This window comes from Bradyrhizobium jicamae (assembly GCF_018130695.1).
GTDB classification, from domain to species: Bacteria; Pseudomonadota; Alphaproteobacteria; order Rhizobiales; family Xanthobacteraceae; genus Bradyrhizobium; species Bradyrhizobium jicamae_B.
On sequence record NZ_JAFCJX010000018.1, the window covers coordinates 1 to 25711 of the forward strand.

Annotated in this window: 22 protein-coding genes and 1 pseudogene; 9 read left to right on the forward strand and 14 right to left on the reverse strand. The window is 64.8% G+C overall.

Going from position 1 to position 25711, the window contains the following annotated elements; all coding sequences use genetic code 11:
* Positions 1–485: 485 nt before the first annotated feature.
* The gene (locus JQ604_RS24805; RefSeq protein WP_212363058.1) at positions 486–746 is read right to left on the reverse strand and encodes a DUF7662 domain-containing protein; all 261 of its coding nucleotides are present in this window, start codon (positions 744–746) and stop codon (positions 486–488) included.
* A 1311-nt stretch (positions 747–2057) separates the two neighbouring features.
* Between JQ604_RS24805 and JQ604_RS24810 the strand changes: the two genes are divergently transcribed.
* Positions 2058–2237, forward strand: a complete 180-nt coding sequence (locus JQ604_RS24810) for a hypothetical protein (protein WP_212363060.1) — start codon at positions 2058–2060, stop codon at positions 2235–2237.
* A 294-nt stretch (positions 2238–2531) separates the two neighbouring features.
* Here JQ604_RS24810 and JQ604_RS24815 read toward each other — a convergent pair whose 3' ends face one another.
* From JQ604_RS24815 to JQ604_RS24825, 3 genes are all read right to left on the reverse strand, one after another.
* A complete protein-coding gene (locus JQ604_RS24815; protein ID WP_212363062.1) occupies positions 2532–3455 on the reverse strand; it encodes a GntR family transcriptional regulator in 924 nt (307 codons plus the stop codon).
* Positions 3456–3524: 69 nt separating this feature from the next.
* A complete protein-coding gene (locus tag JQ604_RS24820) occupies positions 3525–4058 on the reverse strand; it encodes a hypothetical protein (RefSeq protein ID WP_212363064.1) in 534 nt (177 codons plus the stop codon).
* Positions 4055–4780, reverse strand: a complete 726-nt coding sequence (locus JQ604_RS24825; RefSeq protein ID WP_212363065.1) for a hypothetical protein — start codon at positions 4778–4780, stop codon at positions 4055–4057. The genes JQ604_RS24820 and JQ604_RS24825 overlap by 4 nt, the downstream gene beginning before the upstream one ends.
* Before the next feature lie 14 nt (positions 4781–4794).
* Between JQ604_RS24825 and JQ604_RS24830 the strand changes: the two genes are divergently transcribed.
* The 3 genes from JQ604_RS24830 to JQ604_RS24840 are packed head-to-tail and all read left to right on the forward strand — an operon-like array spanning position 4795 to position 8744.
* Positions 4795–5469 carry a TetR/AcrR family transcriptional regulator gene (locus JQ604_RS24830; RefSeq protein WP_212363067.1) on the forward strand — a complete coding sequence of 225 codons (675 nt, stop codon included), beginning with the start codon at positions 4795–4797 and terminating at the stop codon, positions 5467–5469.
* Between the two features lie 13 nt (positions 5470–5482).
* A complete protein-coding gene (locus tag JQ604_RS24835) occupies positions 5483–7348 on the forward strand; it encodes an adenine deaminase (protein ID WP_212363068.1) in 1866 nt (621 codons plus the stop codon).
* A 13-nt stretch (positions 7349–7361) separates the two neighbouring features.
* Entirely contained in the window at positions 7362–8744 is a 1383-nt protein-coding gene (locus JQ604_RS24840) for an NCS2 family permease (RefSeq protein ID WP_212363070.1), read from the forward strand.
* Between the two features lie 12 nt (positions 8745–8756).
* On the opposite strand, the gene JQ604_RS24845 is transcribed toward JQ604_RS24840, so the two are convergent.
* From JQ604_RS24845 to JQ604_RS24865, 5 genes and pseudogenes are all read right to left on the reverse strand, one after another.
* Complete coding sequence (locus JQ604_RS24845; protein ID WP_212363072.1) at positions 8757–9722, reverse strand: YncE family protein; 966 nt, start codon at positions 9720–9722, stop codon at positions 8757–8759.
* A gap of 386 nt (positions 9723–10108) precedes the next feature.
* Entirely contained in the window at positions 10109–11011 is a 903-nt protein-coding gene (locus JQ604_RS24850; protein ID WP_212363074.1) for an ABC transporter permease, read from the reverse strand.
* 3 nt (positions 11012–11014) lie between these two features.
* A pseudogene (locus JQ604_RS24855) lies at positions 11015–11872 on the reverse strand (ABC transporter permease); the annotation flags it as partial.
* Between the two features lie 321 nt (positions 11873–12193).
* A complete protein-coding gene (locus JQ604_RS24860) occupies positions 12194–13483 on the reverse strand; it encodes an ABC transporter substrate-binding protein (RefSeq protein ID WP_212363076.1) in 1290 nt (429 codons plus the stop codon).
* A gap of 33 nt (positions 13484–13516) precedes the next feature.
* Entirely contained in the window at positions 13517–14551 is a 1035-nt protein-coding gene (locus tag JQ604_RS24865) for an ABC transporter ATP-binding protein (RefSeq protein WP_212363078.1), read from the reverse strand.
* A gap of 579 nt (positions 14552–15130) precedes the next feature.
* Between JQ604_RS24865 and JQ604_RS24870 the strand changes: the two genes are divergently transcribed.
* The 3 genes from JQ604_RS24870 to JQ604_RS24880 are packed head-to-tail and all read left to right on the forward strand — an operon-like array spanning position 15131 to position 17678.
* Positions 15131–16210, forward strand: coding sequence for an NAD/NADP-dependent octopine/nopaline dehydrogenase family protein (locus tag JQ604_RS24870; RefSeq protein ID WP_212363080.1), 1080 nt, complete (start codon positions 15131–15133; stop codon positions 16208–16210).
* Complete coding sequence (locus JQ604_RS24875; protein WP_212363082.1) at positions 16207–17184, forward strand: 3-hydroxyacyl-CoA dehydrogenase NAD-binding domain-containing protein; 978 nt, start codon at positions 16207–16209, stop codon at positions 17182–17184. Before JQ604_RS24870 ends, JQ604_RS24875 begins: the two co-directional genes overlap by 4 nt.
* Positions 17184–17678, forward strand: a complete 495-nt coding sequence (locus tag JQ604_RS24880) for a MarR family winged helix-turn-helix transcriptional regulator (RefSeq protein ID WP_212363084.1) — start codon at positions 17184–17186, stop codon at positions 17676–17678. The genes JQ604_RS24875 and JQ604_RS24880 overlap by 1 nt, the downstream gene beginning before the upstream one ends.
* 135 nt (positions 17679–17813) lie before the next feature.
* On the opposite strand, the gene JQ604_RS24885 is transcribed toward JQ604_RS24880, so the two are convergent.
* The 5 genes from JQ604_RS24885 to JQ604_RS24905 all read right to left on the reverse strand — a co-directional run bounded on the left by JQ604_RS24885 (position 17814) and on the right by JQ604_RS24905 (position 23163).
* Complete coding sequence (locus tag JQ604_RS24885; protein WP_212363086.1) at positions 17814–18494, reverse strand: SDR family NAD(P)-dependent oxidoreductase; 681 nt, start codon at positions 18492–18494, stop codon at positions 17814–17816.
* Between the two features lie 4 nt (positions 18495–18498).
* Entirely contained in the window at positions 18499–19692 is a 1194-nt protein-coding gene (locus tag JQ604_RS24890; protein WP_212363088.1) for a sialidase family protein, read from the reverse strand.
* On the reverse strand, positions 19689–21104 hold the full coding sequence (locus JQ604_RS24895; RefSeq protein ID WP_212363090.1) for a sodium:solute symporter family protein: 1416 nt from the start codon (positions 21102–21104) through the stop codon (positions 19689–19691). The genes JQ604_RS24890 and JQ604_RS24895 overlap by 4 nt, the downstream gene beginning before the upstream one ends.
* 397 nt (positions 21105–21501) lie before the next feature.
* Positions 21502–22305 (reverse strand): sugar phosphate isomerase/epimerase family protein, encoded by an 804-nt coding sequence (locus tag JQ604_RS24900; protein WP_212363091.1) that lies wholly within the window; start codon positions 22303–22305, stop codon positions 21502–21504.
* Between the two features lie 24 nt (positions 22306–22329).
* The gene (locus JQ604_RS24905; protein WP_212363092.1) at positions 22330–23163 is read right to left on the reverse strand and encodes an IclR family transcriptional regulator; all 834 of its coding nucleotides are present in this window, start codon (positions 23161–23163) and stop codon (positions 22330–22332) included.
* 163 nt (positions 23164–23326) lie between these two features.
* Here JQ604_RS24905 and JQ604_RS24910 point away from each other — a divergent pair, with 163 nt between their 5' ends.
* Both JQ604_RS24910 and JQ604_RS24915 read left to right on the forward strand, forming a co-directional pair.
* On the forward strand, positions 23327–24247 hold the full coding sequence (locus JQ604_RS24910; protein ID WP_212363093.1) for a dihydrodipicolinate synthase family protein: 921 nt from the start codon (positions 23327–23329) through the stop codon (positions 24245–24247).
* A 23-nt stretch (positions 24248–24270) separates the two neighbouring features.
* On the forward strand, positions 24271–25710 hold the full coding sequence (locus JQ604_RS24915; protein WP_212363094.1) for an FAD-binding oxidoreductase: 1440 nt from the start codon (positions 24271–24273) through the stop codon (positions 25708–25710).
* Position 25711: the final 1 nt, after the last annotated feature.

Consider the following 25711-nt stretch of genomic DNA (forward strand, 5'->3'; position numbering starts at 1 on the left):
AAAAGTGCGCGCACGAGCATACAGGTTCGGCGGAGGCATCCGGCCTTCCCTGCGCGATGGCGTTACGGCTTATACGTGCTCGCCCTGGTGAGACTCTGCTTTTGTGCCACCATCATCCGCGATCGGCTTTGGACCTTTCGCGTGCTTGCCACCAGCATCGGGGCGGCAGGCCCACACGACTTCACCGTCCGCCTTGCGCGCACACGCCTGTCGCACGCCCGGCGGCCACCGCATCGTCACCCACGTCCGTGGCGTTCGCGAGCGCCCCTCGTGTCGAGTGAGACGCGCCATTGTTAGCATAATCAGAAGTTCATGTAAAGAGAAATATTTTTGATTCCGGGGCTTGACACCATTCCGCAGATCGAAACTGATTTGCCCGTTGTGTCGCGTGGGCAACAGTCTGCCGCGCTGCGGTGACTGATCACGTGCCTTGGAGCAGTCGGCGCATTCGGTTCACCCGAACGAGGGCCCGATGCCGGAGGTCGCTAGCCTGCCTGCTTGCCAATGCGATGAAATTCGACGGTGCGGTTTTTCAGCGATACGGTGCGAGCTTCAAATCCGGCACTCAACCAGGCTCGAGTTTGCGCGTGCCCGACACTGCAATTGTTTCCCCACCATGCCGTGAATTTATAGGCTGAGACGGGAAGGGGCTTTCCAAGGATGGCTTCGAGATCGGCGAACGAAAGCCGGATGCTCGCCCCTTTGACGGTCTCCAGCCTCTGGCGCAATGGGTCGTAGACGGACATCAACTGTCCCACTCTCAGTCTGTGCGCTTCGGGATAACAACCCGCTGGCTAAAGCGTGATGAGATTAGGTTGAATCGTCATCGCGCTTTGCCCTTTGTTTGAGCATGATCTCCGCGCAAGCGCCTTCGACGTTTGTCGCGAGGGAAAACCGCTTCACACTTTTCCGGATCATGCTCTAGGTAGGCCATCGAATAGGCGAGTATTGAAGCTTTCGCCTGTCCAGTTCCTCGCGCAGCTTTTCCGCCCGATCGCGAACACTTGGGCTGGCTGTGAAGGGGTGTCTGTGACCTCGGTCAGCGTCGGCTTGACGACGGATGCTTTCGTAATAAAGCGTCAAGCTCTCATCCGAAATTCGTTCGAAACTCATACACAAACTCCAATTCTCTTTTCGCCTCGAGCCCAGGGGCCAACGAGGGCCAACGCTCGTCTCAACGCTTCCTAAGCGTGCGCGAGAATGCCCGCCTCAATCCAAATCGTAATGCCAGGACCAACAGGCCGAGAACGGCGGTCGTGATCAGTGCAATACTCAATGCTGTCTGCATGGCGAAAATTCATTGTTCTTGAAAACAAGCAAATGCTAGCCCGCGATCATTGCTGCTTCAACAAGGGATTGGATAATCCATCTGCGATAGCCCATTCGGGTTATGGCTCGACGCGCAACGGTGTTTCTTCATCACCAACAGGCTAGCTAAGGAGCGACGCTGAAGGGCGCGGGCACCAGACTTATGTCGATGCACATTGCGCGTTCTGGACGAACCGAGATTGCAGCCTCAAGCAGCAGGCCATGGCCTCTATAAAGGCGCCTCGCTTGCGTCGAACTCGAGCTCTGCAGGGTCGTCGCGGTAATATTTGATGCTCTCGTGAGATGGTGATGGTGCGCGGTTCTCGTGCGCTTTATGACATCACCCTCATCCGCGTAGCGAGGGCGGATCTTAGCGCAGTTCCACCCTTGCGCGCCAAAGGGCGTCGAAAGTGTTTCGGTGAGTGAGCTCCGACGCCTCTGAGTCCATGGGATCGCCGGGCACTTCTGCGCGCGCGCTTGCGAGGTCTCGATTGGATTGCGATCGCGCCGGAGCTGCAGCAGGCCACTCCAATGATGATTTCGAAAGCTTGGCCCTGCCTGCGTACCAGCATTTTCGTCCGTCGATCAGGCGCCAGGACCAATACTCGCGGGGATGTTGTGGCATCGCGGCGCTGCATGGTTGCTTCGCTTGCGCAGTTGGCGGGCCCGTCAACAGGAGCGTCGCGATGCAGGCGGCCAAAAGAACTGATGGAGGTTGCTTGGCCATCTGAGCACTAAGGGCTACTTCGTTGCTGCAGTCGCGCTATGGCAACGACCAGATCGGGCCGCTCAAGAACCTCCACCAGCTTGTCGAGGATGCGCTCATTGTCGTGGGGGCGGGGCTGAAGGTATTCGTCCAGTATGCATTGGGCTTCGCTGATGGCGTGAATAGCCAATTGATGATCTGTCATCGCTTCTTACCTATTTAAATGCCTATTCAAATGCCGCGGTGGCGCGCTTAAGAAGGAGGGCCGATCAAGTCCTCATTTTGACTTATCCCATCAAATTTTATTTCAGCATCGGGCCGGGGCGATCCATTGCTTCGGTTGTCGCGCTCAACGTGCAACTCGGCTGGGCGCTTCAGGCTACGCAGATACCGAAAACTGGGCTGAGGACCGTCAGGGGAACTTTTGATTCCGGGGCTTGGCACGATTCCGCAAATCGAAATCGTTCTGCCCGTCGTGTCGGGTGGGCAGCAGTGTGCCGCGCTGCGACGACTGCCATCACTTGCGCGTGCCGCCACGCATCTCCTCGCCCCGTTTCAGCACGACGGGCGACTTCCGGGCCAGCGCGCCGCTCAGGTGCCGGCGCATCAGGTCGGACGCGTCGGCCACTTTGCCGCTTTCGAGCAAAGAGAGGATCTGCAGATGCTCGGTGCACTGGACGTGAAGCCGCCGGCGATCGACCTTTGAACGGTATTCGAGCAGCCGGCGCATCCGGTTCACCTGAACGAGGGCCCGGTGAAAGAACATGTTGCCGGACAGCTTGATGATTTCCTCGTGGAAGAGCGAACCGTTGTGCAGCAGGCGCTCGGCTGGGAGCGTCGCGATATCCGACGCGAGCATGCTTTCCTGGATGCGGCGTTGCTCGGCGAGCACCTGCCGATCGATCCGGAACGTGGGCTCGAGCATCGCCGACGGCTCGATCTGCATGCGAAATCGATAGATATGCTCGAACGCCTCGGCCGTCTTGGCCACAGGGAGAAAGCGCCAGCCATAGCCCGGCTTGCGTTCGGCCCAGCCTTCGCGAACGGCGCGCAACAAGACGTCGGTCAACTCGGCCTTGGTCAGATCGTAGCGCTTGCGCAGGAACTGCTCCGTCACCTCGGACGGGATGCGGTCGGTCAACCAGTCGTCCGCAAGCGCCTCGTACTCGGGCGGTCCTCCCGCCAATTCCGCCACATCGCTCCGTGGCTTTTTCGTGCGGCGCTCCGCGACCGCGCGCGCGAAGAAACCTCGGTTGAGGTGCTGCTCCAGAACGCGCTGGTCGGCCAGGACCATCATGGCCTCGCGGACCGGCGAACGCGAGACGCCAAACTGGTCGGCGAGGCGCTGGGTGCTGAGATGCTCGCCAACCGGGATGCGGCCGCTGCGGATCAATTCCTTGATCTCATCGGCGATACGAAGCGACAGGGGGCTTGCTGGCATGAGGCACCAAATCGGAAAGCTGACCAGACATGATGCATTAAGGTCCAAACGACAAGAGGACCGCCCGCCTCACCGGCACGCCGCCATCGGGCTCGCGACAAGACGATAGACATGCCCGTCCGGCAAGCGGCGGTGGGCGGTCTCGAGATAAGGGCCGCCGCCGACATACATGCCGCCGGTCATGCGCAGCAGGACCGTGCCACCGGCTTCGCGCTCGACCTTGTAGTTGCCGGCGTCGCAGAGGTCGGCCGTGCACTGCAGCAGCTCCCAGCGGCCACTGCTGTAGCGCTTCACCGCGCCTGGCTTGCCGGCATCCGCGAACGTCACGCTGACCGCGAGGTTGATCATGCGCCCGCCATCGGCGCGGGGCGGCTGCTCTTCTTCATGTGCAAGTTGCGGATAGCTGCGTTCGAGGCGCACGGATGTCACCGGCACGGCGGGCTTGCGATAGGGCGCGACGCCGGCCGTGATCGGCGTGACCTCGGCGCCGACATAACAGCCTGCCGTCGCCGGCGGAAACAGCACATCGGTCTCGGCGCGCACCGCCGCGGCCGGCAGCGCCAGCATCGCGGCGACGACAAGCGTGGACGTCAGCGCCTTCATCGGCAGGCTTCCTTCGGCGCTGCCGTCAGCGTGAAGCGGCGGTCGCCGTCTCCCGATTCCAGCAGGATCGGACCGCCCGGGCGAGCTTCGCAGGATTCATCGAGGTGGATGTAGTGGCCGATGAAGCGGCCGTCCTTGAGCGTGCCGCCGATCGAGACGTTGATCGCATCAGATCCGCCGCTGCCCAAATAGATCTCGCCCCCGGCGCAGGCCGGGGTCGTGCACACCAGCGCGCCTTCGTCGCTCTCGGCACATTCAAGCCGGGCGGAATGTTTGGCCGGATCGCCGCGCAGGCGCACGCGAAGCGTTGCCGAGATCACCGGGGTGCCGTCGAACTGCTCGAGCTTGCCCCATTTGCGTTCGGTCGCGACGTCCTGCGCGGTGCGTTCGATCATAATCGCGGCGACGCGTTGGTTGGGATGGCTCGCGAGCTCGGTGGCGTCGAAGATGCGGGCGTGACAGCTCGGCCGCCCGGACCGCAAGGCGTCGGCCAGCGCGCGTGTTTCCGCAGCGGACGTGGACGAAGGCATGGCAGCGACGATGGCGAGCATCGCCAGCAGACGCCGTGCTTCAATGCTGCTCATCACGATGTCCCCGCGAGGCTGACTTGCGATGATCCTTTGTCGCGCGTGGCGAAGGGCGGGTTCATCGTGGGGCGGCACGGCTGCGCCATCCGGCGGCAGGGCAGCCTCAAATCTCATCTTGACGCGCCCGACCGTCATGTCAGACTTATGACATGAAGGCAGCAAGGCGACATGAAGGGGCGCGCGGCCCGAGCCTGCGCGACGAATATGCCGAGATGACGCGGCAGCGCATCGTCGCGGCCTTCGTGGAGACGCTGGAGGACGAGGAGGCCGACGACATCTCGATGGCCGCGGTGGCCAAGCGCGCCAAGGTCGCCGAACGCACCATCTATCGCCATTTCAAGACCCGCGCCGAGCTGTTCGCGGCCGCCGGCGAGTGGATCGAGGACAACGTCTTCAGCTACATCCCCTTCACCTCGCCAGACGAATTGCCCGACATCTACCGCGAACTGTGCAAGCGGTTCGACCAGCATCCGCATCTGGCGCGCGCCATCGCGATGACGCGGGCAGGCCGCAAGGTGCGCGCCGGCTTCCGGCGGAACCTGATTGCGCAGCATCGCAAGGCGATGGCGCCGCTGGTGCAGCATCTTCCGCCGAAGGAGGTCCGTCAGGCGGAGGCGCTGGCGTCCTATCTCAACAATGTGCTGGCCTGGAATGCGATGCGCGAGGACTTCGGCATGTCGAGCGCCGAGATCGCCGACGCGATCGAGTGGGCGCTCACGACACTCCTGAAGGATGTCCGCCAGCGCGATGCCGCTGCGGCGCGCAGCGGCAAGGCCGGCAAGCCGCCGCGCAAGCGAACCACGGCTGCGAAAGCGCCGGCGTAGAACGAGGCGAGCCATGAATGCGATGCCAGACGATCTCATGATCACCGCCGCCGATGAGGTTCGGATTCGCCAGGACCTGGTGCTGACCGCACTCGGCCGCCGTCCCGCCGACCGCAGCTTGCGGGTCGGCCGGCTGCTCGATGTGCACAGCCGCACCTGGAGCGAGGATCAGGAGATTGTGTTCAAGGGCCGGCGCATCGTCTGGGTCGGACCGGCGGGAAGCTATCCTGGCGAGGTGCGCGAGCGGGTGCACCGGCCGGATCTTTCGGCCGTGCCCGGTTTCGGCGAGGTGCACAAGCATATCGAAAGCTCGCATCTCACGCCGGAATGGGAAGCGGCGCTGGTGCTGCCGCATGGCAATACCTGGACCTGCGAGGCGAGCCACGAATTCTCCAACGTCAACGGCCCACGCAATCTCGAGTTCTGGTTCGAGGCGCGCCGTCGCGGCTCGCCGCTGAAGATCTTTCCGCAGCCGGGCTCCGCGGTGCCGCCGACGGCCTATGAATGGGGCGGCGGCTGGTTTGGCCATAACGAGCAGGCCGGCTTCATGGCCGAGAGCCTGATGGTCACCGGGCTCGACGAGGTCATGGACTGGCCGGCGGTGTGGAATCCCGACAACCCCTCCTACCAGCGGCTCTGGGGCATGATCGAGGCGACGTTCGCGGCGCGCGGCGTCGTCGAAGGCCATGCCTCGGGCCTGCGCGACCTGCCCTCGATCAACGCCTTTGCCGCGGCGGGGCTCGCTTCCGACCACGAGGTGCAGACGCCGGAAGAGACCTGGGACAAGCTCACCCGCGGCCTGTTCGTCGAGCTGCGCGTCTACGCGATGGACGAGATCGTCAAATGGCTGCTGGCGAAAGGCTTGCAGGACTGGTCGCAGATCGCCTTCACCACCGACGACCGCAGCGCCAGCCACACGCTCGAGCTCGGCGCCAGCGATCACAATGCGCGGGTCGCGATCGAGGCCGGCCTGTCGGCCGAGATCGCGATCCAGTGCCTCACCATCAATCCGGCGCGGCATATGCGGCTGACACCGTTCGTCGGCAGTCTTGCGCCGGGCCGTTTCGGCGATGTCGTGCTGCTGTCTGACGTGGCGAATCTCACCATCGCGGAAGTCTGGGCAGACGGTGCGCAGGTGTCGGACGGCAAGCGCTATCTCGGCACGGTCCCGGAGATCGCATGGCCGGACTGGGCGACCAGGACGGTCAACATCAAGCGCACCATCACGCCGGAGGATTTCGCGCTCGCCGCCGAACCCGGGCGCGCCACGATGAAGGCCGCCGTGATCCGTCCGTTCCACTGGCATCCCGAGTTCTACACGCTCGATCTGCCGGTGCGCGACGGCGCCGTGCAGCGCGACGAGAGCGAGGCCATCACCAAGTTTGCGATCGTCGACCGCTTCTCCGGCGACGGGCGCGTCGCAAAGATGTTCTGGCGCGGCTGCGGGCCGCGGACGCCGGAGACGGCGGTGGCCTGCTCGGTGGCGCATGACAAGCACAACATCTGGGTGGTGGGCTCCTCCGATGCGGCGATGGCCAAGGCGGTTAACGCGCTGGTCGCGCAGCAGGGCGGCTGGGCGCTGGTGCGCGAGGGCGAGCTCGCCGCCACCGTCCGCTTCGAGGTCGGCGGCCTGATGAGCTGCCGCTCCGCGCAGGCGCTCGATGCCGAGATGCAGGCGCTCTACGCAGAAGCTCGCAAGGTCGACTGGATGTACGAGCCGACGTTCCGGCCGCGCTGGTATCCGGGTTTCCCCGAACGGCTGATGTTCGCGACGCTGACCTGCGCGCCCTGGAGCTGGGTGCTGGTCGCGCCCTGCGAGCAGGCGCCGCTCGGCTTCATCAACGTGCAGACCGGCGAAGCGCATCCGGTGGTCTGGTGAGGGAGCGAGAGCGATGAACGAGATGACGGCACCGCAGGCGGCCTCCGCGGCTCCCGCGCCGGTGGGCCCGGTCGACCGCTTCTTCGGCCTGACCGAGCGCGGCACCAGCGTCGGCGGCGAGGTGATGGCGGGCGCCACCACCTTCGCGGCGATGGCCTATATCATCGCGGTCAATCCCGCGATCATGTCCAACGCCGGCATGGACCGCGCCGATCTGGTCAGCGCCACCGCGCTCGCGGCCATCCTAGGCTCGGTGATGATGGGGCTGTGGGCCAATCTGCCGCTCGCGGTCGCGCCGGCGATGGGCTCGAACGTCATCTTCACCTATGTGATCGTCAAGCAGATGGGCATGCCCTGGCAGGGCGCGCTCGCCATGGTCGCCTTCACCGGCGTGCTGTTTTTGATCCTCAGCCTGTCGAAGTTGCGCGAGAAGGTTGCGAAGGACGTGCCGGAAGCGCTGAAGGTCGGCATCCAGGCCGCGGTCGGGACGCTGATCGTGTTCATCGCGCTGCGCGGCGCCGGCTTCATCGTGCAGAATCCCTCGACCTACATCGCGATGGGCTCGCTGCGCAGCCCGCCGGTGCTGCTGACGCTGTTCGGCCTGTTGCTCACACCGGTGCTGGTGGCGGTGCGGATTCCGGCAGCGCTGATCCTGTCGATCGCGGCGCTGACCGTGATCGGACTGTTCGTTCCCGGTGCCGGCGGCAAGATGGTCACGACATTGCCGTCGGCGTTCCTGTCCTGGCCGCGCTGGCCGACCTCGACCTTCATGGCGCTCGATGTCGGCTACCTCTTCAGCCACTTCCTCGTCACCCTGCCGCTATTGTTCTACTTCCTGTGCGCCGAGTTCTTCTCGACGCTGGGCACGCTGATCGGCGTCACCGGCGCCGCCAATCTGCGCCGTCCCGACGGCTCGATTCCGAACGCCACCGCGGCGTTCGCGACCGACGCGACGGCCTCGATCGTCGGCCCGCTGCTCGGCACCTCCGTGGTCACGGCCTATATCGAGTCGATCACCGGCGTGCAGGCCGGCGGCCGCACCGGCCTGACCTCGCTGACGGTCGCCGCGTTCTTCTGTCTCGCGCTGTTCTTCTGGCCGATCTTCGTCATCATCCCGCCGCAGGCCACCGCGCCAGCGCTGGTGCTGGTCGGTGTCTTGATGATGCAGGGGCTGGCCCGGGTCGACATGACGGACCTCGCCACCGCAGTTCCGATCGTGCTGACCCTGCTGGTCACCGTGCTGACCAACAACCTCATCAACGGCATGGCGCTGGGCACGCTGAGCTATATCGCGCTGGAGGCCGCCCTCGGCCGCGGGGCGAAGATCCCGGCGATGGTCTGGGGCCTCGGCGTCGTGTTCGTCGTCTATGCGATCGTCATCGCGCAGGTGTTCTGAGTTCAAGCGTGCTCAGGGGCGAACCGCCACGACGTGCACGGAGCGGGTGCGCTTGTCCGACACGTATAATCTCTGCCCATCCGGCGTGAACGCCAGGCCATCCGCCGACTCCGGCACCTTGATCGGGGGATCGACGCGCTTCTGGGTGGCGGTGTCGAACACGAGCAGCCGGCCGCCCGCCGACTTTCCCGGCCTTTGGCTGACATAGACATGGCGGCCATCGGGCGTCACCGCGACGTCGGTCGAGTTGGCGCCGAACACGTCGATGATCCCGACGGACTTGTTGGCCGCGAGGTCGATCACGTCGCCGGAGTCGGTGCCATCGCCGACAAGATAGGCGAGGAGCCCGTTCGGCGTGATGGCCAACCTCCCGCAACCGAAGCTGGTCTGAAGTGGAAAGGTGAGGTCGTGGGTCGCGGTGTCGATGACCGCCGGGCCGGAGCCGATGATATCAGTCACGAGGGCGCGCCCTCCGTCTGGCGTGATCGCGACGGACGACTGGATATCGCAGGGACTCATGGCGGCGGTGGCGACGATCGCCCTGGTGCCGATATCGATGATCGTCACGGCGCCCTGGCCCGTGCCTTCCCCGGTCTCGGCGCAGACGTAGAGCTGGCGGCCATCCGGCGTGATGGCCAGTCCGTGCGGGAGGCCTGTCGGGCCGCTGACGCTGATGGTGTCCACGACCATATTCGTGGTCGTATCGATCACGCTCACCACGCCGCCGTCATGCCCAAGGCAGGCGACGTAGGCGTGACTGTGATCGGCGACCACGCCGCTCGGTTGCCTGCCCACGGCAATGGTGGCCGTGACCGTGTTCGTTGTGGTGTCGATCACCGCGAGGGCGCCCTTGGAAGGACCGGGTCCGCTGAGATCCGACAAGGTCACGTAAGCGCGCGCCCCGTCAGGGCTCGCGGCGACCCATTTCGGTTCCATGTCCACGGGAATCGTGGCGAGAATCTCGGCGGATGCGGCCATGGCAGCTCCTCTTGGGTTACAAGCGGAATGCTTGCAACTTAAGGGAGCATGGCCTTCGAGTCGAGTGCGGTCGTTGTCGCAATCCGGCTCAGCTGAACAGCTTCATCAGCACCGTCGCGCCGAGCACGCAGATGATCTGCAGCAGTCGCTCGGTCGGGAAATATCGGTTGAGAAGGGCCATGCGGGATGCTGTCCGTGAAAGCAATTTGGGCCGCTGAGTGATGTCAGCGGCCCGGCCGGATTAAATTGTTACGGGATGAAAGTCCCTAGCCCCAGTCTCAGCACGCTTTTGATACTTCAGCTACGCGGCACGGAAAATCCGTGTGAATCCGGTGTTTCTTCAATTGGAACCGGAGGCGCGAGCGGTTGGTCGCGCTACATCATCGCTACATCATTCCCTGGCCGGCGTCGGAGCCGTGACGGCGCTGCCGGGCCTGCAGGATCAGGATCACGGCGAGCGCGATCGCGATCACCAGGAAGGAGACCGCGCTGGTCAGCGTGCCCAGCGCGTAGATGTCGGGCTTGGTCACCGTCGTGGTCAGGCCCTGCAATTCCAGCGGCAGCGTGTTGACCGAGCCGATCGCCTGGCTGGAGCGCGCCAGCTCATCCCAGGACAGGGTGAAGCCGAACAGGCCGATACCGACCACCGAAGGCAGGATGATCGGCAGCACGACGTGGCGGAAGGTCTGCCACGGCGTCGCGCCGAGATCGCGCGCGGCTTCCTCGAGCCTGCCGTCGAAGCGGTTGAAGATCGCGAACATGATCAGGAGGCCAAACGGCAGCGTCCAGGTGAGGTGCGCGCCGAGGCCCGAGGTGAACAGGCCCATCGCGGTGGTCCAGTCCTTGGCCCAGGCCCCGAGGCCGCCATTGGCGCCGTGCTGGATCAGGAAATCGTCGAACAGGCGGAATTCCAGCGCGATGCCGAGCGAGGTGATGATCGACGGCATGATCAGGCTGGCGATCGCGGTGTAGAACAGGATAGAGGCGCCGCGGAACGAACGGCGGAACGCCATGCCGGCGGCGACCGACAGCAGCACCGTCAGCACCATCACGACGAGACCGAGCTTGAGCGAGCGCTTGAAGGCGGCGCCGATGTCGACGATGCCGGCGCCGGAGAACACCTTGCCGAACCAGGTCAGCGACACGCCGTTCATCGGGAACGTCAGCCCGCCGTCGGGACCCTGGAACGACAGGATGTAGATCGCGAACATCGGCCCGTACAGGAACAGGACGTAGGCGATGAAGAACGCCGCGAGGATGTAGAAGGACCGAGGCCGCTTGTCGCCCATCTCTTACAGCTCCTTGCGCACGTCGACGATGCGCGTCAGCGCCGAGATGATCAGGATGGTGATGCCGAGCAGGATCACGGCATTTGCGGCGGCCGCCGGGAATTGCAGCGCGTTCAGCCGGGACTCGATGATCTTGCCGGCGGAGGCGATCTGCTGGCCGCCCATCACGCCGATGGTGACGAAGTCGCCCATCACGATGGTGATGACGAAGATCGAGCCGATCACGATGCCGGGCTTCGACAAGGGAATGACGACGTTGGTGAGCGTCTGCCAGCCGGTGGCGCCAGCGTCATAGGCCGCCTCGATCAGCCGCTTGTCGATGCGCACCATCGAATTGAAGATCGGCACCACCATGAAGAAGGTGAACAGGTGCACCAGCGCCAGCACCACGGAGAATTCGGAGAACAGCAGCCATTCCAGCGGATGGTTGATCACGCCAATCCCCATCAGCCCCTTGTTGACCAGGCCATTGCGGCCGAGCAGCGGGATCCAGGCGATCATGCGGATCACGTTCGAGGTCCAGAACGGGATCGTGCACAGCAGCGACAGCACGATCTGCCAGGTCTTGGTGCGGACGTGGAAGGCGAGGAAGTAGGCCACCGTGAAGCCGATCACCAGCGTGAGCAGCCAGGTGATCAGGCAGAGCTTCACGGTCTTCAGGTAGGTCTTCAGGATGGTGCAGAGATTGGGCAGCTCGGCGATGCAGCCTTCGAACGTGTCGGTGTAGCCGCGGAAGCTGAACGCCGGGAGCATCTGGTATTCATTGTAGTCCCAGGCGCTGACGATGATCACGAGCACCAGCGGCAGCAGGAAGAACAGCGCAAAGACGAACATCATCGGTCCGGCCTGCAGCCATGCGATGGACCTTTGTTGTTGCATCACTGCACCGTCGCTTCGAAAGAGCAGCGAGCGGTCTCCGCTTCACCTCGCCCCGCTTGCGGGGAGAGGTCGGATTGCATCGTCAGATGCAATCCGGGTGAGGGGGAGTCTCCGCGAACCCAACTGTAACCGTCTTCGCGGTGACAGCCCCTCACCCCAACCCTCTCCCCGTAAGAACGGGGCGAGGGGGCGCGGTGCCGTTGCGGTTGCAGCTCGATTCTCATTTGAGATTGCTCTGGGTGAAAAAACAGCTTGCCGCGCCGAGAGGGGCGCGGCAAGCGCATCGCATGCGTCAGAATGGCCTCAGGCGGCGATGAACTCGTTCCACTTGCGGACCATGTAGTCGTTCTCGTCCATCACGGCGTTCCAGCAGGCCACCGCGCCCATGCGGTCCTCGTAGGAGCCGCCGTCGCGCACCGCGCCGGCCTTCTCCATCAGCGTGCCGTCGGGTGCCTTGATGTCGCCGACGGCGGGCTTGCCTTCCATCCAGTAGCCCCACTCGTCGGCGGTCATGTTGGCCTTCGCGGTGGAGAGCACCGCCGAGTAGTAGCCCTGGCGGTTGAGATAGGCGCCGGCCCAGCCGGACAGATACCAGTTGACGAACTCATAGGCCCAGTCGAGCTTCGGTCCCGACACCGCCTTGGAGACGCAGAAGCCGGAGGCCCAGGAGCGATAGCCTTCCTTGAGCGGCTGGAAGGTGCAGGCGATACCCATCGAGCGCACCTTGGTCACCGCCGGCGACCACATCGACTGGATCACGGTCTCGCCTGACGCCATCAGGTTGACGGACTCGTTGAAGTCCTTCCAGAAGGCGCGGAACTGACCGGCCTTCTTGGCCTCGGTCAGCTTCTTCATGGTCAGGTCGATCTCGGCCTTGGTCATGTTGCCCTTGTCGGCATATTTGTATTCGCCGGTGGCTTCCACGACCATCGCGGCATCCATGATGCCGATCGAGGGGATGTTGAGGATCGAGGCCTTGCCCTTGAATTCGGGATTGAGCAGCTCGGCCCACGTGCTGATCGGCCGCTTGATCAGGTCCGGACGGATGCCGAGCGTGTCGGCGTTGTAGACCGTCGGGATCAGCGTGACGAACTCGGTCGCCGTCTTCGAGAAGACCTTGGAGTCCTTGCCTTCGAGATAGAGCACCTTCCAGGGCGCGGTGCCCTGGTTGCCGATCTTCTTGCCGCCGGGCGTCTCGCCCTTGGTGAAGACCGGCGTGATGTTGTCGAATTCCTTGATCTTGCGGGCGTCGAGCGCAAAGATGTTGCCCGACGGCACCAGCTTCTTGAGCGAGAAATATTCGGTGTCGAGCACATCGAACGAGTTCGGCTGCGTGATCACGCGCTTGGTGACGTCGTCGGTGGTCGCGGTGATGTATTCGATCTTGATGCCGGTATCGGCGAGGCACTTCTTGGAGATCTCGTCGCCCTCGTTCACGGCGGTGCCGAGATAGCGCAGCACCTTCGGCTCGGCCGACATGACGTAGGGGAAGCCGGTGATCGCGCCGGAGCCGGCGGCGAAGCCGGCCGCGCCGGCGGCACCCTTGAGCAGCGCGCGGCGGTTGATGCCTGTACGTTTCGTCGTCTTGGTCATGGTCGTCTCCAGGGATTCACTGTGGATTGACTGTCAGGCCACCGCTTCGGGCGACGCGACGGTTGCGGAAGGATTCGGATTGAGTGCACTCGCGAGTGCCGGCCACCAGGTGACGATCACCTTCTCGCCGACACTGTAATTGCCGTTATCGAATTCGGAGTCGGACAGCTGCGCCGCGATCTCGGTGCCGTCATCGGCTGATATCGCGACCACGACATAGGTGCCCTGATATTCGATCTTGCTGATGGTGCCGTTGACCCTGGGGCCGTCGACGGCCTCGCTCGGCCGCTTCAGGATCAGCCGGTCGACGCGCACCGCATAGGTCTCGCCGTTGAGCGGAATGACGTTGTGGCCGCCAATGAAGCGCGCGGCGAATTCGGTGCGCGGCTGGTTGAAGATTTCGCGCGGCGAGCCCTGCTGCTCGATCTTGCCGCCGTTCATCAGCACCACGAGGTCGGCCAGCGCCATCGCCTCGTCCTGGCCGTGGGTGACGTGGATGAAGGTGATGCCGAGCTCGCGCTGCAGCCGCTTCAGCTCGGCGCGCATCCGCAAGCGCAGGAACGGATCGAGCGCCGACAACGGCTCGTCCAGCAGCAGGATCTGCGGTGAGGTGATCAGCGCCCGCGCCAGCGCGACGCGCTGCTGCTGGCCGCCGGAAAGTTGCGCCGGCAGCCGCGCCTCGTAGCGCTCCATGTGGACCAGCCCGAGCAGTTTCCGCGCCTCGGCGTAGCGCTCGTCCTTGGCGACGCCGCGCATCTTCAGCGCGAAGGCGACATTGTCGAGCACGGTCAGATGCGGAAACAGCGCGTAGGACTGGAACATCATCGCGGTGCTACGGCCGGCCGGCGGCAGGTCGGTGACGTTCTTGGCGCCGACGATGATGTCGCCGGAGGTTGCCGATTCATGGCCGGCGATCATGCGGAGCGTGGAGGTCTTGCCGCAGCCGCTTGGCCCGAGCAGGCAACAATAGGAGCCGCCGGGAATTCTCAGGTCGATGGCATCGACGGCGATGGTCTCGCCGAATTTCTTGGTCAGGTGGACCAATTCCAACGCTGCTGACGTCGCCATTCGCACTCAGTCCATTGTCCATGTCGCACGCTGGCCGACGCCGCGCGAGCGCCGGGCCGGAAGAGTCTGTGCAACGGGTATGCCAAGGTGAGGGGTGTTCGCATGGCACACGATGCTGCGAACATCGCGTCGCAAACGCAAGGAGCCGGCGGGTCTTGTACGCAATTTCCTTCGTCCAGCGTGCAGTGCAGCAAGGAATTTTGCTTATTTCCTGGACAGCGGAAAGATCGCGGCGGCCAAAAACCCGCGATTATCGATCGTGATCGAATGAAGCGAAGGTCGCTTGTGTCAGCCCCTGCAAATGTCGCCTCGCAAATCAGCAGCATTGGCACAATTTGTGAGCATCCGTGCTGCCGCGCCGCGGCGCGAATGGCCCGTCGTCATGGCCGGGGATTGCCGTCCGAAGGACGGCGGCGCTTCCGCTTGCCTATGCGAGCCAACCGCCGTCTTTCTTGCGGACGCCAAGAACATGGATGCCCGGGCATGACGGAACTGCGGCAGCAGAGGACTTGACGCCCGCCGCGTTTGCCGAGATAGTTGCGTGCGCATGCAATTAAATGAGTGCGGGAGGAGCAAGCCATGCAGATCGCGGTTCTCGGTGGCGGCAACGGGTCCTATGCGGCGGCGGCCGATCTTACGGAGCAGGGGCATGAAGTCCGGTTCTGGCGGCGCGATGCCGCGGCGTTCGCGCCCGTGCTGGCCAAGCAGGCGTTGACGCTGAAGGACGCCAAGGGCGTCCGCGAGGTCAAGATCGCTTGCGTCACCACCGACATCGGCGCGGCCGTGCGCGGCGCAGAGCTGATCGTGATCCCGACGCCGGCTTTCTCGCAGGACGAGATCGCGCAGGCAATGGCGCCGCATCTCGCTGACGGGCAGGTGATCTTCCTGCCACCCGGCACGTTCGGCAGCTTTGCGATGATGCAGCAGCTGCGCCGCCACGGCTGCAAGGCCGATGTGATCCTCGGCGAGACCGGGACGCTGCCTTATCTGACGCGCAAGCACGGCCCGGCCGAGATCGCGATCACCGTGCGCGCGGTGCGGCTGCCGACCGGCTTCTTCCCGACCAGGCACAGCGAGCGCGGCTTTGCGGTGGTGTCGAAGGCGTTTCCGTCGATCCATCTGATCGAGGACGCGCTGTCGGCGGCGCTGATGAATGGCGGGCCGATCATCCATCCGCCGCTGATCCTGATGAATGCCGGTCCCCTGGAATTCCAGGACCGTTTCGACATCCACAACGAAGGCACGCAGCCGGCGGTGCGCCGCGTCACCGATGCGCTCGACGAGGAGCGGATCGCGGTGCGTGAGGCGCTCGGCTACAAGCCGTATCACTATCCGCTGCGCGACACCTACAGCAGCGACCGCTGGATGTATGGCGACACCCACAAGGTGCTGGTCGACAGCGGCGACTGGCGCGAGAAGATCAATCTCACAGAGCATCGCTACATGACCGAGGACGTCCACTATGGGCTTTCCTTCCTGGTCTCGGTCGCGAACTGGGCCGGCGTGCCGGCGCCGACCGCAACCGGCCTGCTTGCGATTGCCTCGGCAATCTGTGGCCGCGATCTCGCCAACGGGCCGCGCACCATGACGTCGCTCGGCCTGCAGAAGCTGTCGCCGCAGCAGATGACGGATATGTTGATGAAGGGAGCGGTGGCATGAGCGCGGCACCTCTCGCGATTCTCGGCGCCGGCCGGATGGGCCGCGGCATTGCGCTCGCCTTTGCGCAGGGCGGCGTTGAAAGCGTGCTGCTCGACATCAAGCCGCGCTCGGACGCCGAGTTCGAGGAGCTGTGTGCTGAAATCGATCAAGAGATCGCGCAGACCACGCAGGCACTGGCCGGGATCGGCATCGAATTGCCGAAGGACGCGCGCATCACCGTGATGCGGCGCCACGAAGCCAAGGCCGCCTTGGCGTCCGCCAAGATCCTGTTCGAGGCCGTGCCCGAAACGCTGGAAGCAAAGCGCGAGGCGTTTGCCGCGATCGCCGATGTTTTGCCGCGCGAAACGATCGTGGCGTCGACATCGTCGACCTTTCTCTCCACCGACATCGCCGCGCTGGTGCCGGAACCACAGCGCTGCCTCAATGCGCATTGGCTCAATCCGGCCTTCCTGATCCCGCTGGTCGAACTGTCGACCCATGCCGGGACCGATCCTGACGTCGTGACGCGCCTCACCGCTTTCCTGACGCAACACGGCAAGGTGCCTGTCATGTGCGGTCCGGCCGCCGGCTACATCGTGCCGCGGCTGCAAAGCACAGTTATGAACGAGGCGGCGCGGATGGTGCAGGAGGGCGTCGCGACGCCATCCGATATCGACAAGGCGATCCGCGTCGGCTTCGGGGTGCGCTACGCCTGCCTCGGCGTGCTCGAGTTCGTCGATTTTGGCGGCTGCGACATCCTGCATTACGCCAGCGAATATCTTTCCGGCGCGCTGGATCCGCGCTTCACCGCGCCCGAGATCATCGCCCGGCACATGAAGGAAGGAAAGCTCGGCCTGAAGACCGGCAGCGGCTTCTATGATTGGACTGGCCTCGACGTCGCCGGCTACCGCCGCGCGCTGCTGGAGAACCTGAAGGCGCATATCGACCTGGCGCTGGCGGCAGAAGCTGGGCCGCGGCCGAAGAGTGCGTATTGATGACCGAGATCGACGAGGCCGGCCATCCCGGCCAGACGGATTTCTTGCCCTTCCTGCTCAATCGCGTCGCGATGAAGCTCAATGCCGACTTCGAGCTGGAGCTGGAGTCGTTTGGATTGACGTTCACGCAATGGCGGGTGCTGGCCTTTCTGCACGAGAAGGACGATCTCAGCATTCTGGAGCTGTCGGAGGCGACGTCCACGGAAGCCTCGACCCTGTCGCGGGCGCTGGCGAAGATGGAACAGCGCGGCTGGATCTCGCGCGTGCCCGATACCGAAGACCGGCGGTCGATGACTATTCACCTGCAGCGCGCCGGCCGCGACACCTTCAAGAAGGCGCTGGCGATTGGCATGCCCATCTTGAACGTCGCATTGACCGGCATGTCCCGCGACGACATGAAGCGGCTGCGGCGTTTGCTGCTGCGGATCGAGAGCAATTTCGACGCGGCGCGGAAATCGTCAGATGGCGGCGCGCAGAAGTTCCGCGGGGTTTAGTCTCAACCCTCATCCTGAGGAGCCGCGAAGCGGCGTCTCGAAGGACGAGGCCACGGACGGGGCCTCATGGTACGCCCGGCGATGCGAAGCATTGTCCGGAGACGCGCTACGCGCTCCTCACCATGAGGGTCAAGATCAGAGCGAGCTGCCGCCGCAGATCACGAGCTGCTGGCCGGTGATGGCGCCCGCATCTGCTGACAGCAGGAACGCCACGGCCGCTGCGACCTCCTCGGGGCGGATGAAGCGCCCGATCGGCGGCAGCTTCGGCGTGACGCTGCCGCGCGCGGGATCGTTCAGCATCGGCGTTTCCGTTGCGGCGGGCGCCACGACATTGACGGTGATGCCGCGCGGCGCGAGTTCGGCGGCCCAGGAGCGCGCCATCGCCACCAGTGCCGCTTTCGTCGCGGCATATTGCCCGCGGCCGGCGGCGCCCGAGGCGGTGCGGCTGCCGATGAAGACGATGCGGCCGCCCTGCCGCAGCCGCGGCGCGATCAGATTGGCGAGGCGTTCGGCGACGTCGACATGCAGCCGCCACATCTCCGCGCCGTCGTCATGGGCGAGCTCGCCGAGCTTGCCGACTTTGAGCAGGCCGGCCGCGTGCACCAGCGCCGTCGGCGCCACGTCCGCGACGGTGCGTTCGATGCCTGCGGCGTCGCTCAAGTCGAGCGGCAGATGACGGAATGCCGGATGGTCGAGCGCCGGCGGACGGCGGCTGATGCCGGTGACCTGCCAGCCGTCGCTCAGCAGCCGCGCCGCAACGGCGGCGCCGATGCCGGAGCTGGTGCCGGTGACGAGGGCGTGCGGCTGCACGGCCATGGTCTTAGGCCTTGCCGTCGCGGGCGACCCATGGCTCGGTCACGCGGACATGCTTGATCGCGCGGCGGTGATAGGTGAAGGCCATATGTAGCGCGCCGTCGGATGTCTGCTTGACCGAGGGATAGGACAATTCGCGATTGGTCTGGTCGCGGGAGTTGTTGGTCAGGCAATAGCCGTCGCCGATCTCGACATCGCGTCGGGTCCAGCTTCGCCCGTCGTCGGTCGAGATCGCCAGCGTCATCGGTGCGCGCGGCGCGCCCCAGAACGCGGAGCGGCCATCCGTCTTGGCGGCCTCGCCGCCGAGCACCGGCGGCAGGTTATCCTCGATCTCGTCATAGAGCGACAGCCGGCGATCGGTCGCGTTGGCCGCGCTGGAATTGTTGAAGACCAGCGCGAGATGGCCGTTGGCCAGCCGGGTGAACTGGATCGAGGAATTGTTGTTCGGCAGCGAAGTGGCGACCGGCGCCGACCAGCTGCGACCGTGATCGCTGGAGCGGCTCTGATAGATGTGATCGGCCCAGCGGCTCCGATACATCGCGAGCAAGGAGCCGTCGCTGACGCGCGCGATGCACATATGCACGCAGCCGCGGCTGCCCGGCACATCGACGTCGCGCCAGGTCGCACCCTGGTCAGAGGAGATCTTCACCGCGCTGGTGTCCTCGTCGCCGTTCCATTTCTTGCCCGGCAGGCTGTGGCAATAGAACACCGGCAGCAGCCAGTCGCCATTGTCGAGCACCACGATCGGTTGGCGGATGAAGGTGCCGCGGCCGCGCGTCTCGGGGAACAGTGTCTCGATCGGGCCCCAGCTCTTGCCATGGTCATGCGAGAGGCGGCGGCGGATCAGGGCGGTGTCCTGATTGCCGGCAAGCTGCGCGGTCCACATCAGCCACAGCGTGCCGTCGGGTGCCGGGAATAGCACCGGGTTCTGCTCGGATCGCGACGAATCGTCGGAGAGCTTTTCGGCCTTCGACCATTGCTTCGCACCGCGGGCGAGACGGGAGAAATAGACCGAGATATCGGACATGCCCTCCTGCGTGCCGCCGAACCAGACGCAGGCGAGGTCGCCGTTGGCAAGCTCCATCAAATTGGCGGCGTGGTTCTGCACGCAGGGCGAGGGGATGAAGGCGTCGAAACGGTCGGGGTCATCAGCCACCTTGCGCGTCACGCCGTCGGCGGCGATGTCGATGACGTCGGTCATGTCTGGGTCCTCTGGATGAAGGCATCGGGCTGTGCGGCCGGCGTGCGCGGCAGCGCCACGCGCTCGATCGCCATCACGATCAGCGGCGTCACCGCGGCGATGTACATGTTGTCGATGCCGAAGGGATTGCCGAGCAGGTACCAGACCGTGGTCGAGAGCGCGGCGCCGATCAGCCCCGCGGTCGCGCCGCGGTTGGTCGAGAACAGCGGCAGATAGAAGCCCATCATGGCGACGATCGTGATCGACAGCCGCAGCGCGCGGGTGAAGAAGGACAGCTTCAGGATCTCCGGGATGAAGAACACGAACACCAGCGGCACGATGCCGATGATGATCGAGAACACCCGGGTCATCTTCAGCTCGCGCTCGGGTGAAGGCTGGAAGTAGGGCACGTAGAAATCGCGCACCACCAGCGAGGCGATTGCGAGCGCCACCGTGCAGACGCTGACGAAGATCGAGGCCACCAGCGAGGTCGTGACGAAAGCGGACGCCAGCGGTGGCATCTTCTCCAGGAATACCGGCAGCGCGTAGAGGCTGTTCATGTCGGGATAGAGATATTTGGCGGCAATGCCGATCAGCGCCAGCAGGAAGCCGAGCGGCAGGCAGAACGCCGCGGCATAGAACGTGGCCTTGCGGGCGTCGTTGGCGCTGGGAGTCGACGAGATCGCCTGCACGATGAACTGGGTCGAGAAAATCGCGCCGACCGTGCCGAAGGTCCAGGCGAAGATGGTGGCAAAGCCGATCTTGCCGTCCCAGCTGAAATAGAAGGCGGGCAGTTTGGCCTGCATCGGCGCGATGCCGCCGGTCAGGGACATCGCGACCGCGAAGATGATGCAGATGCCGACGATCTTGAAGGCGCTATGCAGGATCGTGACCCATGCCACGCCCTTCATCCCGCCGAACACGTAATAGAAGGTCGAGACCACGGCGATGATGCACATCGCAACGGGCAGGCTGACATGCAGGGCGGTGGCGATCGCGGCCGCCCCGCTGACGTAATTGCCGACATTCACCAGCAAGAGCGCGTAGATCATGATCACGGAGACCGTGAGCATGGTCGACTTGCCGAACTTCTGCGCGATCGCGGCCGAGATGGTGTATTCGCCTGAGTTGTAGAGCTTCTTCACCATCAGCAAGCCGAACAGCAGGAAGCCGATCGAGGCGCCGAGCACGGCCCAGCCGGCCGCCATGCCGGACTGGAACGCCTCCTGCGCGGTGCCGACCGTCGATTTGGCGCCGACGAATTCCGACATCATGAGCACGCCGACCACGACCGCAGGCATCGCACGCGCCGCAGTCATGAACTGGTCGCTGGTCTTGCTGCGCAGCCGGAAGGTGAGCCATGAGGTGAACGCGATATAGGCGACGATCATCGCGACGATGAGCGTGCTCTCTCCATTCCAAATGGCTTGCATCTGTTTCGTTTCCTCTGGTGTCGCGGAATTCGGGTCTTGGGCCCGTTCAGGTCCGGTTCAATGCCGGATCGCGAATGTTCGGAATGCGAACTTTTGTTGTTGATGATTATTAAACTCTCAAGGAGGCTCCCCGTCAAGCGCAGGTCGCGCGTTCACCTCTCGCCGCACTTCAGCGGGGAGAGGTCGACGCCGGAGCGCAGCGCACGCGGCGGGTGAGGGGCAAGGCACGCTGCCTGCCCCACATCGGCTATGTGCCGACTGATCAATCGAGGAGTCGGAGAGGCTAATTGTTTGGCGCGGTCCTGCACGGCCCCTCACCCGGATCGCCCTTGGGCGATCCGACCTCTCCCCGCCAAAGAGCGGGGAGAGGTGAAGAAACGCAAAGTGCGGCTAGGGGCTACTCGGCGATCTTACGCGCAGCCGCCAGCGCCCGACGCGCCCATTCTTCCTGGCCGAGCTTTGCGAGTTGTTCGTCGTTCGGGATTTCCAGGCTGATCGGCAGATCATGCGGCAGGGCACCGAGCATGCCCTTGAGATCGATGCCGCCGTCACCCGGCAACAGCCGCGCGGAGCGTGCGGTGAAGATGATCTCTTCCGTGGTCGTGGGAATGCCCGCGGGCGCGTCGCACAGCTGGGCGTAGCTGAGCAGTCCGCGCGGCAGGTTGGCGATGTCCTCGAGCGTCGTGGTCGAGCGCGCCGCATGCAGCGCATCCACCAGCACGCGGCCATTTGGCTGCGCAGCGTTGGTGACGATGCGGAGCGCGCTTTGCGCGTCCTTCACCGCGGTCCACGGCATGAATTCGAGATCGGCGGTCAGACCAAACGGCGCCGCAGCGCGGCAGAAGGCTGCGTAGGACGCGGTGAGCCGTCCCTCGTCCGGATCGTCGCCGGCGACCAGGATCGCGCGTGCCTTCAAGTGCGCGGCGACGTCGAGGAACGCTGCGACATCGTCGGGTTTGAATTCGGCACCAAGCCTGATGATCTCGACATCGAATACGCTGACGCCGGTGTCGGTGATGCGGCGGACGCTGTCGCGCAGCATGGCGGCATCGGTCGTGAGCGGCGAGAAATCGCCGCCGGGCATCGCGGGCGCGATCCGCGCGCCGATCGCCTGATAGCCGAGCTTACCGGCCAGCGTCAGCGCCTCCGGCGGCGCCAGCGGAGCCGAGGTGAGATAGGCGAGGGAATAGATCCGCGTCATGCTGTTCGCCTCTCCATGAAAGCGTTAGCTCGACAGGCCCGACTTGATCGCGAGATCCTGCATCTTGCCGGCGGCATCGAGCAACCGCGGCAGCGCCTGGTCGCGAAACGCCGCCATGTCCATGCGTGTCGCATCGACGGTGATGCTCAGCCCCGCGATCACCTGTCCCTGCGCGTCGAAGATCGGCGCGGCCAGTGTACGCAGGCCGTAGGCGTTCTCGCCGTCGGACACCGCGTGGCCCTTCCGCTTCACCAGATCGAGGCGATCGAGCAGCGCGTCGAGATCGGTCAGCGTCCGCTCCGACAGTTTGATGCGCGGCCGCGTTTCCAGCCGGTGAACCTGCTCCTCGCGCGGCAGCTGCGCCAGCATGACGTGGCCGAGGGCGGCGCTATAGGCGGGAATCCGCGTGCCGGGCCTTCGATCCATCTTGTGGCGGTCGAGGCCGGTGCCGACGCGGGCGAGATAGATGACGTCGCCGCCGTCGAGCGCGCCGAGCGAGGCGGCATCGCTCACCGCAGGCACGAGGTCGCGCAGCAGCGGCTCGGCGAGCGACCGCAGCGTTCCGCCCGACAGCACGGTGTAGCCGAGATCGAGACAGGCGACGCCGAGCCGGAACCGGCGGCTCTGCGGCACGGCCTGAAGATAGCCGAGCTCGATCAAAGTCTGGATCAGCCGGAACGTGGTGCCGCGATCGAGCTCGGCGCGTGCGGCAATTTCACTCAGCGTCAGCTCGAACGCCTCGCTGGTGAAACTCTGCAGCACGGCGAAGGCCTTGCCGACTGAAGCGACGTAATTCTTGGGGTTTTTCGGCGGTTTCTCTTCAGCGCGTTTTGCAGCCTTGGGTGCAGCTTTGGCCATGATCGAATGCCTGCCATGACGGTCGTCGCCCTTGACGCAAGGGCAGGGTGGATTTACGACAGCGCGCAATTCATAACAAATGTTCGCATTCCGAACAATGGCCTTGTAGCCGGCTAGAGCGGCTTTTCGGCCAAGATGCCGATTTCGGCGACCGGAGGAAAGCTTGTCCACATCATCCCTGCACCCAACTGGCGTGTTTTCCGCAGCATTGACGCCGCTCGATGCCGATCTGGCCCCTGATCATGCGCGCTTCGTCGCGCATTGCCGCTATCTCCTGACGGAGGGCTGCGACGGCATCGCGATGCTCGGCACCACCGGCGAGGCGAATTCTTTCTCGGTCGCCGAGCGCACCGCGCTGCTGGAGGCCGTGATCGCCGGCGGCATCAAGCCGAACCAGCTGCTGCCGGGCACCGGTGTTGCTGCGTTCACCGACACCGTCGCGCTGACGCGCCACGCGCTGTCGGTCGGCGTCGAGACCGTGGTGATGCTGCCGCCGTTCTACTACAAGGGCGTCAGCGATGACGGTGTCTATGCTGCCTACAGCGAGATCATCCAGCGCATCGGCGATGCGCGCCTCAAGATCGTGCTCTATCACATCCCGCAAATGTCGATGCAGCCGATCTCGCATGCGCTGATCGAGCGGCTGCGCGCGGCCTATCCGTCAACCATCGTCGGCATCAAGGATTCCTCCGGCGATTTCGCCAACATGACCGCGATGGTCGAGCGCTTCCCGGGCTTCTCGGTGCTGGCCGGCGCGGACCCCCTGCTGCTGCCGCTGCTGCGCAAGGGCGGTGCGGGCTGCATCACCGCGACCTCGAACCTGGTCGCGCGCGATCTCGCCTATGTCTTCAAGCATTTCCGCGACAGCGACGATGACGCAGACCTCGCGGCCGCGCAGGCGCGGATCGTCAAGGCCCGCGAGCTGGTCTCGCGTTTTGCGCAGATGCCGTCACTGAAGGCGCTGGTCGCCGAGCGCACCGGTCATGCCGGCTGGCAACGGCTGCGGCCGCCGCTGGAGACCTTGCCCGCGGCACAGCTGAAGGAACTGCTCGCGAGCGCCGGCGCGTTTGCCGCCGCGGCTTGAGCCGGGGCGACCGAGACAATCCGATGTCCGACTCTTTCACCGATGCGCTGCAAGGACTGGCCGCGATCGTCGGCGACAAGCATGTCATCGCGTCCGCCGGCGACCAGGAGGCCTATGTGGTGGACTGGCGCGGCCGCTATCAGGGCCGCGCGGTTGCGGTGGTGAAGCCCGGCTCGACCGCCGAGGTTTCGGCCGTCGTCCGCTGCTGCGCCGAGCAGGGACTAGCGATCGTGCCGCAGGGCGGCAACACCGGCATGTGCGGCGCGGCGACGCCCGATGATCGCGCCGGCAATGTCGTGATCCGGCTCGACCGGATGCGCCGCGTCCGCGATGTCAGTCCGCTCGCGAACACGATCACGGTGGAGGCCGGCTGCATCCTCGCGGAGGTGCAGACCGCGGCGAAATCCGTCGATCGCTATTTTCCCTTGAGCCTCGGCGCCGAAGGCTCCTGCCAGATCGGCGGCAATATCTCGACCAATGCCGGCGGCACCGCCGTGCTGCGCTACGGCCCGACGCGCGATCTCGTGCTCGGGCTCGAAGTGGTGCTGCCCGACGGCCGCGTCTTCAACGGCCTGCGCGCGCTGCGCAAGGACAATACGGGCTATGCGCTGAAGCAGCTGTTCATCGGCGCGGAAGGTACGCTCGGCATCGTCACCGCGGCGGTGCTGAAACTGTTCGCTCCGCCGCGCAGCTCGGCGCTGGCGCTGCTGAAGCTGCAGGGTGTCGAGCAGGCGCTCGAGATCATGGCGCGGCTGCGCGGTGCGGTCGGCGACCGGCTCGGCAGCCTCGAGATCTTGTCGCGCTCGCAGATCGAGGCGATCGCCGCGACCGTGCCGCATGTCGCGATCCCCTTCGAACTGACCACGCCGTGGTATCTGATCGTCGAGCTCACCGACACGCTCGCGAATGTCGATCTCAACGAGCCGCTCGCTGACGTGCTGGCCGATGCGATGGAGGCGGGGCTTGCCGAGGACGCCATCCTGGCGTCGAGCATCGCGCAAGCCAAGGTGATCTGGGCTGTCAGGCACAGCGTCTCCGAAGGCAACAAGCGCAGCGGTTACGTGGTGTCGCATGACAGCGTGGTGCCGCTGGAGCGGCAGGCTGTGTTCGTCACCAATGTCGAGGCGCGGATCATGGCAGCGGTGCCGCATGCCCGCGTCGTGATGCACGGCCATATCGGCGACGGCAACATTCACGTCATCGCATTGCTCGATCGCGCGCGTTGCCGCGACCCGCAGGCGACTGCCGAAATGGTCGCCTGGATCAACGAAATCGTCGATGACGAGACCGCAGCGCAAGGTGGCGCGATCAGCGCCGAGCACGGTATCGGCATCACCAATCGCGGCCGGCTGGCCCGCGTCACCGATCCGCTCGACATCGAGCTGATGCGCGGCGTCAAGCGATTGCTCGACCCGAAGGGCCTGATGAATCCCGGCAAGATCTTCGCGGCGGGAGCGGCCTGAC

Excerpts from the sequence above, each read along its gene's own strand:
- JQ604_RS24805 (WP_212363058.1), bottom strand. The coding sequence starts at position 746 with ATGTCCGTCTACGACCCATTGCGCCAGAGGCTGGAGACCGTCAAAGGG.
- JQ604_RS24815 (WP_212363062.1), bottom strand. The coding sequence starts at position 3,455 with ATGCCAGCAAGCCCCCTGTCGCTTCGTATCGCCGATGAGATCAAGGAA.
- JQ604_RS24820 (WP_212363064.1), bottom strand. The coding sequence starts at position 4,058 with ATGAAGGCGCTGACGTCCACGCTTGTCGTCGCCGCGATGCTGGCGCTG.
- JQ604_RS24825 (WP_212363065.1), bottom strand. The coding sequence starts at position 4,780 with ATGACGGTCGGGCGCGTCAAGATGAGATTTGAGGCTGCCCTGCCGCCG.
- JQ604_RS24830 (WP_212363067.1), top strand. The coding sequence starts at position 4,795 with ATGAAGGCAGCAAGGCGACATGAAGGGGCGCGCGGCCCGAGCCTGCGC.
- JQ604_RS24835 (WP_212363068.1), top strand. The coding sequence starts at position 5,483 with ATGAATGCGATGCCAGACGATCTCATGATCACCGCCGCCGATGAGGTT.
- JQ604_RS24840 (WP_212363070.1), top strand. The coding sequence starts at position 7,362 with ATGAACGAGATGACGGCACCGCAGGCGGCCTCCGCGGCTCCCGCGCCG.
- JQ604_RS24845 (WP_212363072.1), bottom strand. The coding sequence starts at position 9,722 with ATGGCCGCATCCGCCGAGATTCTCGCCACGATTCCCGTGGACATGGAA.
- JQ604_RS24850 (WP_212363074.1), bottom strand. The coding sequence starts at position 11,011 with ATGGGCGACAAGCGGCCTCGGTCCTTCTACATCCTCGCGGCGTTCTTC.
- JQ604_RS24860 (WP_212363076.1), bottom strand. The coding sequence starts at position 13,483 with ATGACCAAGACGACGAAACGTACAGGCATCAACCGCCGCGCGCTGCTC.
- JQ604_RS24865 (WP_212363078.1), bottom strand. The coding sequence starts at position 14,551 with ATGGCGACGTCAGCAGCGTTGGAATTGGTCCACCTGACCAAGAAATTC.
- JQ604_RS24870 (WP_212363080.1), top strand. The coding sequence starts at position 15,131 with ATGCAGATCGCGGTTCTCGGTGGCGGCAACGGGTCCTATGCGGCGGCG.
- JQ604_RS24875 (WP_212363082.1), top strand. The coding sequence starts at position 16,207 with ATGAGCGCGGCACCTCTCGCGATTCTCGGCGCCGGCCGGATGGGCCGC.
- JQ604_RS24880 (WP_212363084.1), top strand. The coding sequence starts at position 17,184 with ATGACCGAGATCGACGAGGCCGGCCATCCCGGCCAGACGGATTTCTTG.
- JQ604_RS24885 (WP_212363086.1), bottom strand. The coding sequence starts at position 18,494 with ATGGCCGTGCAGCCGCACGCCCTCGTCACCGGCACCAGCTCCGGCATC.
- JQ604_RS24890 (WP_212363088.1), bottom strand. The coding sequence starts at position 19,692 with ATGACCGACGTCATCGACATCGCCGCCGACGGCGTGACGCGCAAGGTG.
- JQ604_RS24895 (WP_212363090.1), bottom strand. The coding sequence starts at position 21,104 with ATGCAAGCCATTTGGAATGGAGAGAGCACGCTCATCGTCGCGATGATC.
- JQ604_RS24900 (WP_212363091.1), bottom strand. The coding sequence starts at position 22,305 with ATGACGCGGATCTATTCCCTCGCCTATCTCACCTCGGCTCCGCTGGCG.
- JQ604_RS24905 (WP_212363092.1), bottom strand. The coding sequence starts at position 23,163 with ATGGCCAAAGCTGCACCCAAGGCTGCAAAACGCGCTGAAGAGAAACCG.
- JQ604_RS24915 (WP_212363094.1), top strand. The coding sequence starts at position 24,271 with ATGTCCGACTCTTTCACCGATGCGCTGCAAGGACTGGCCGCGATCGTC.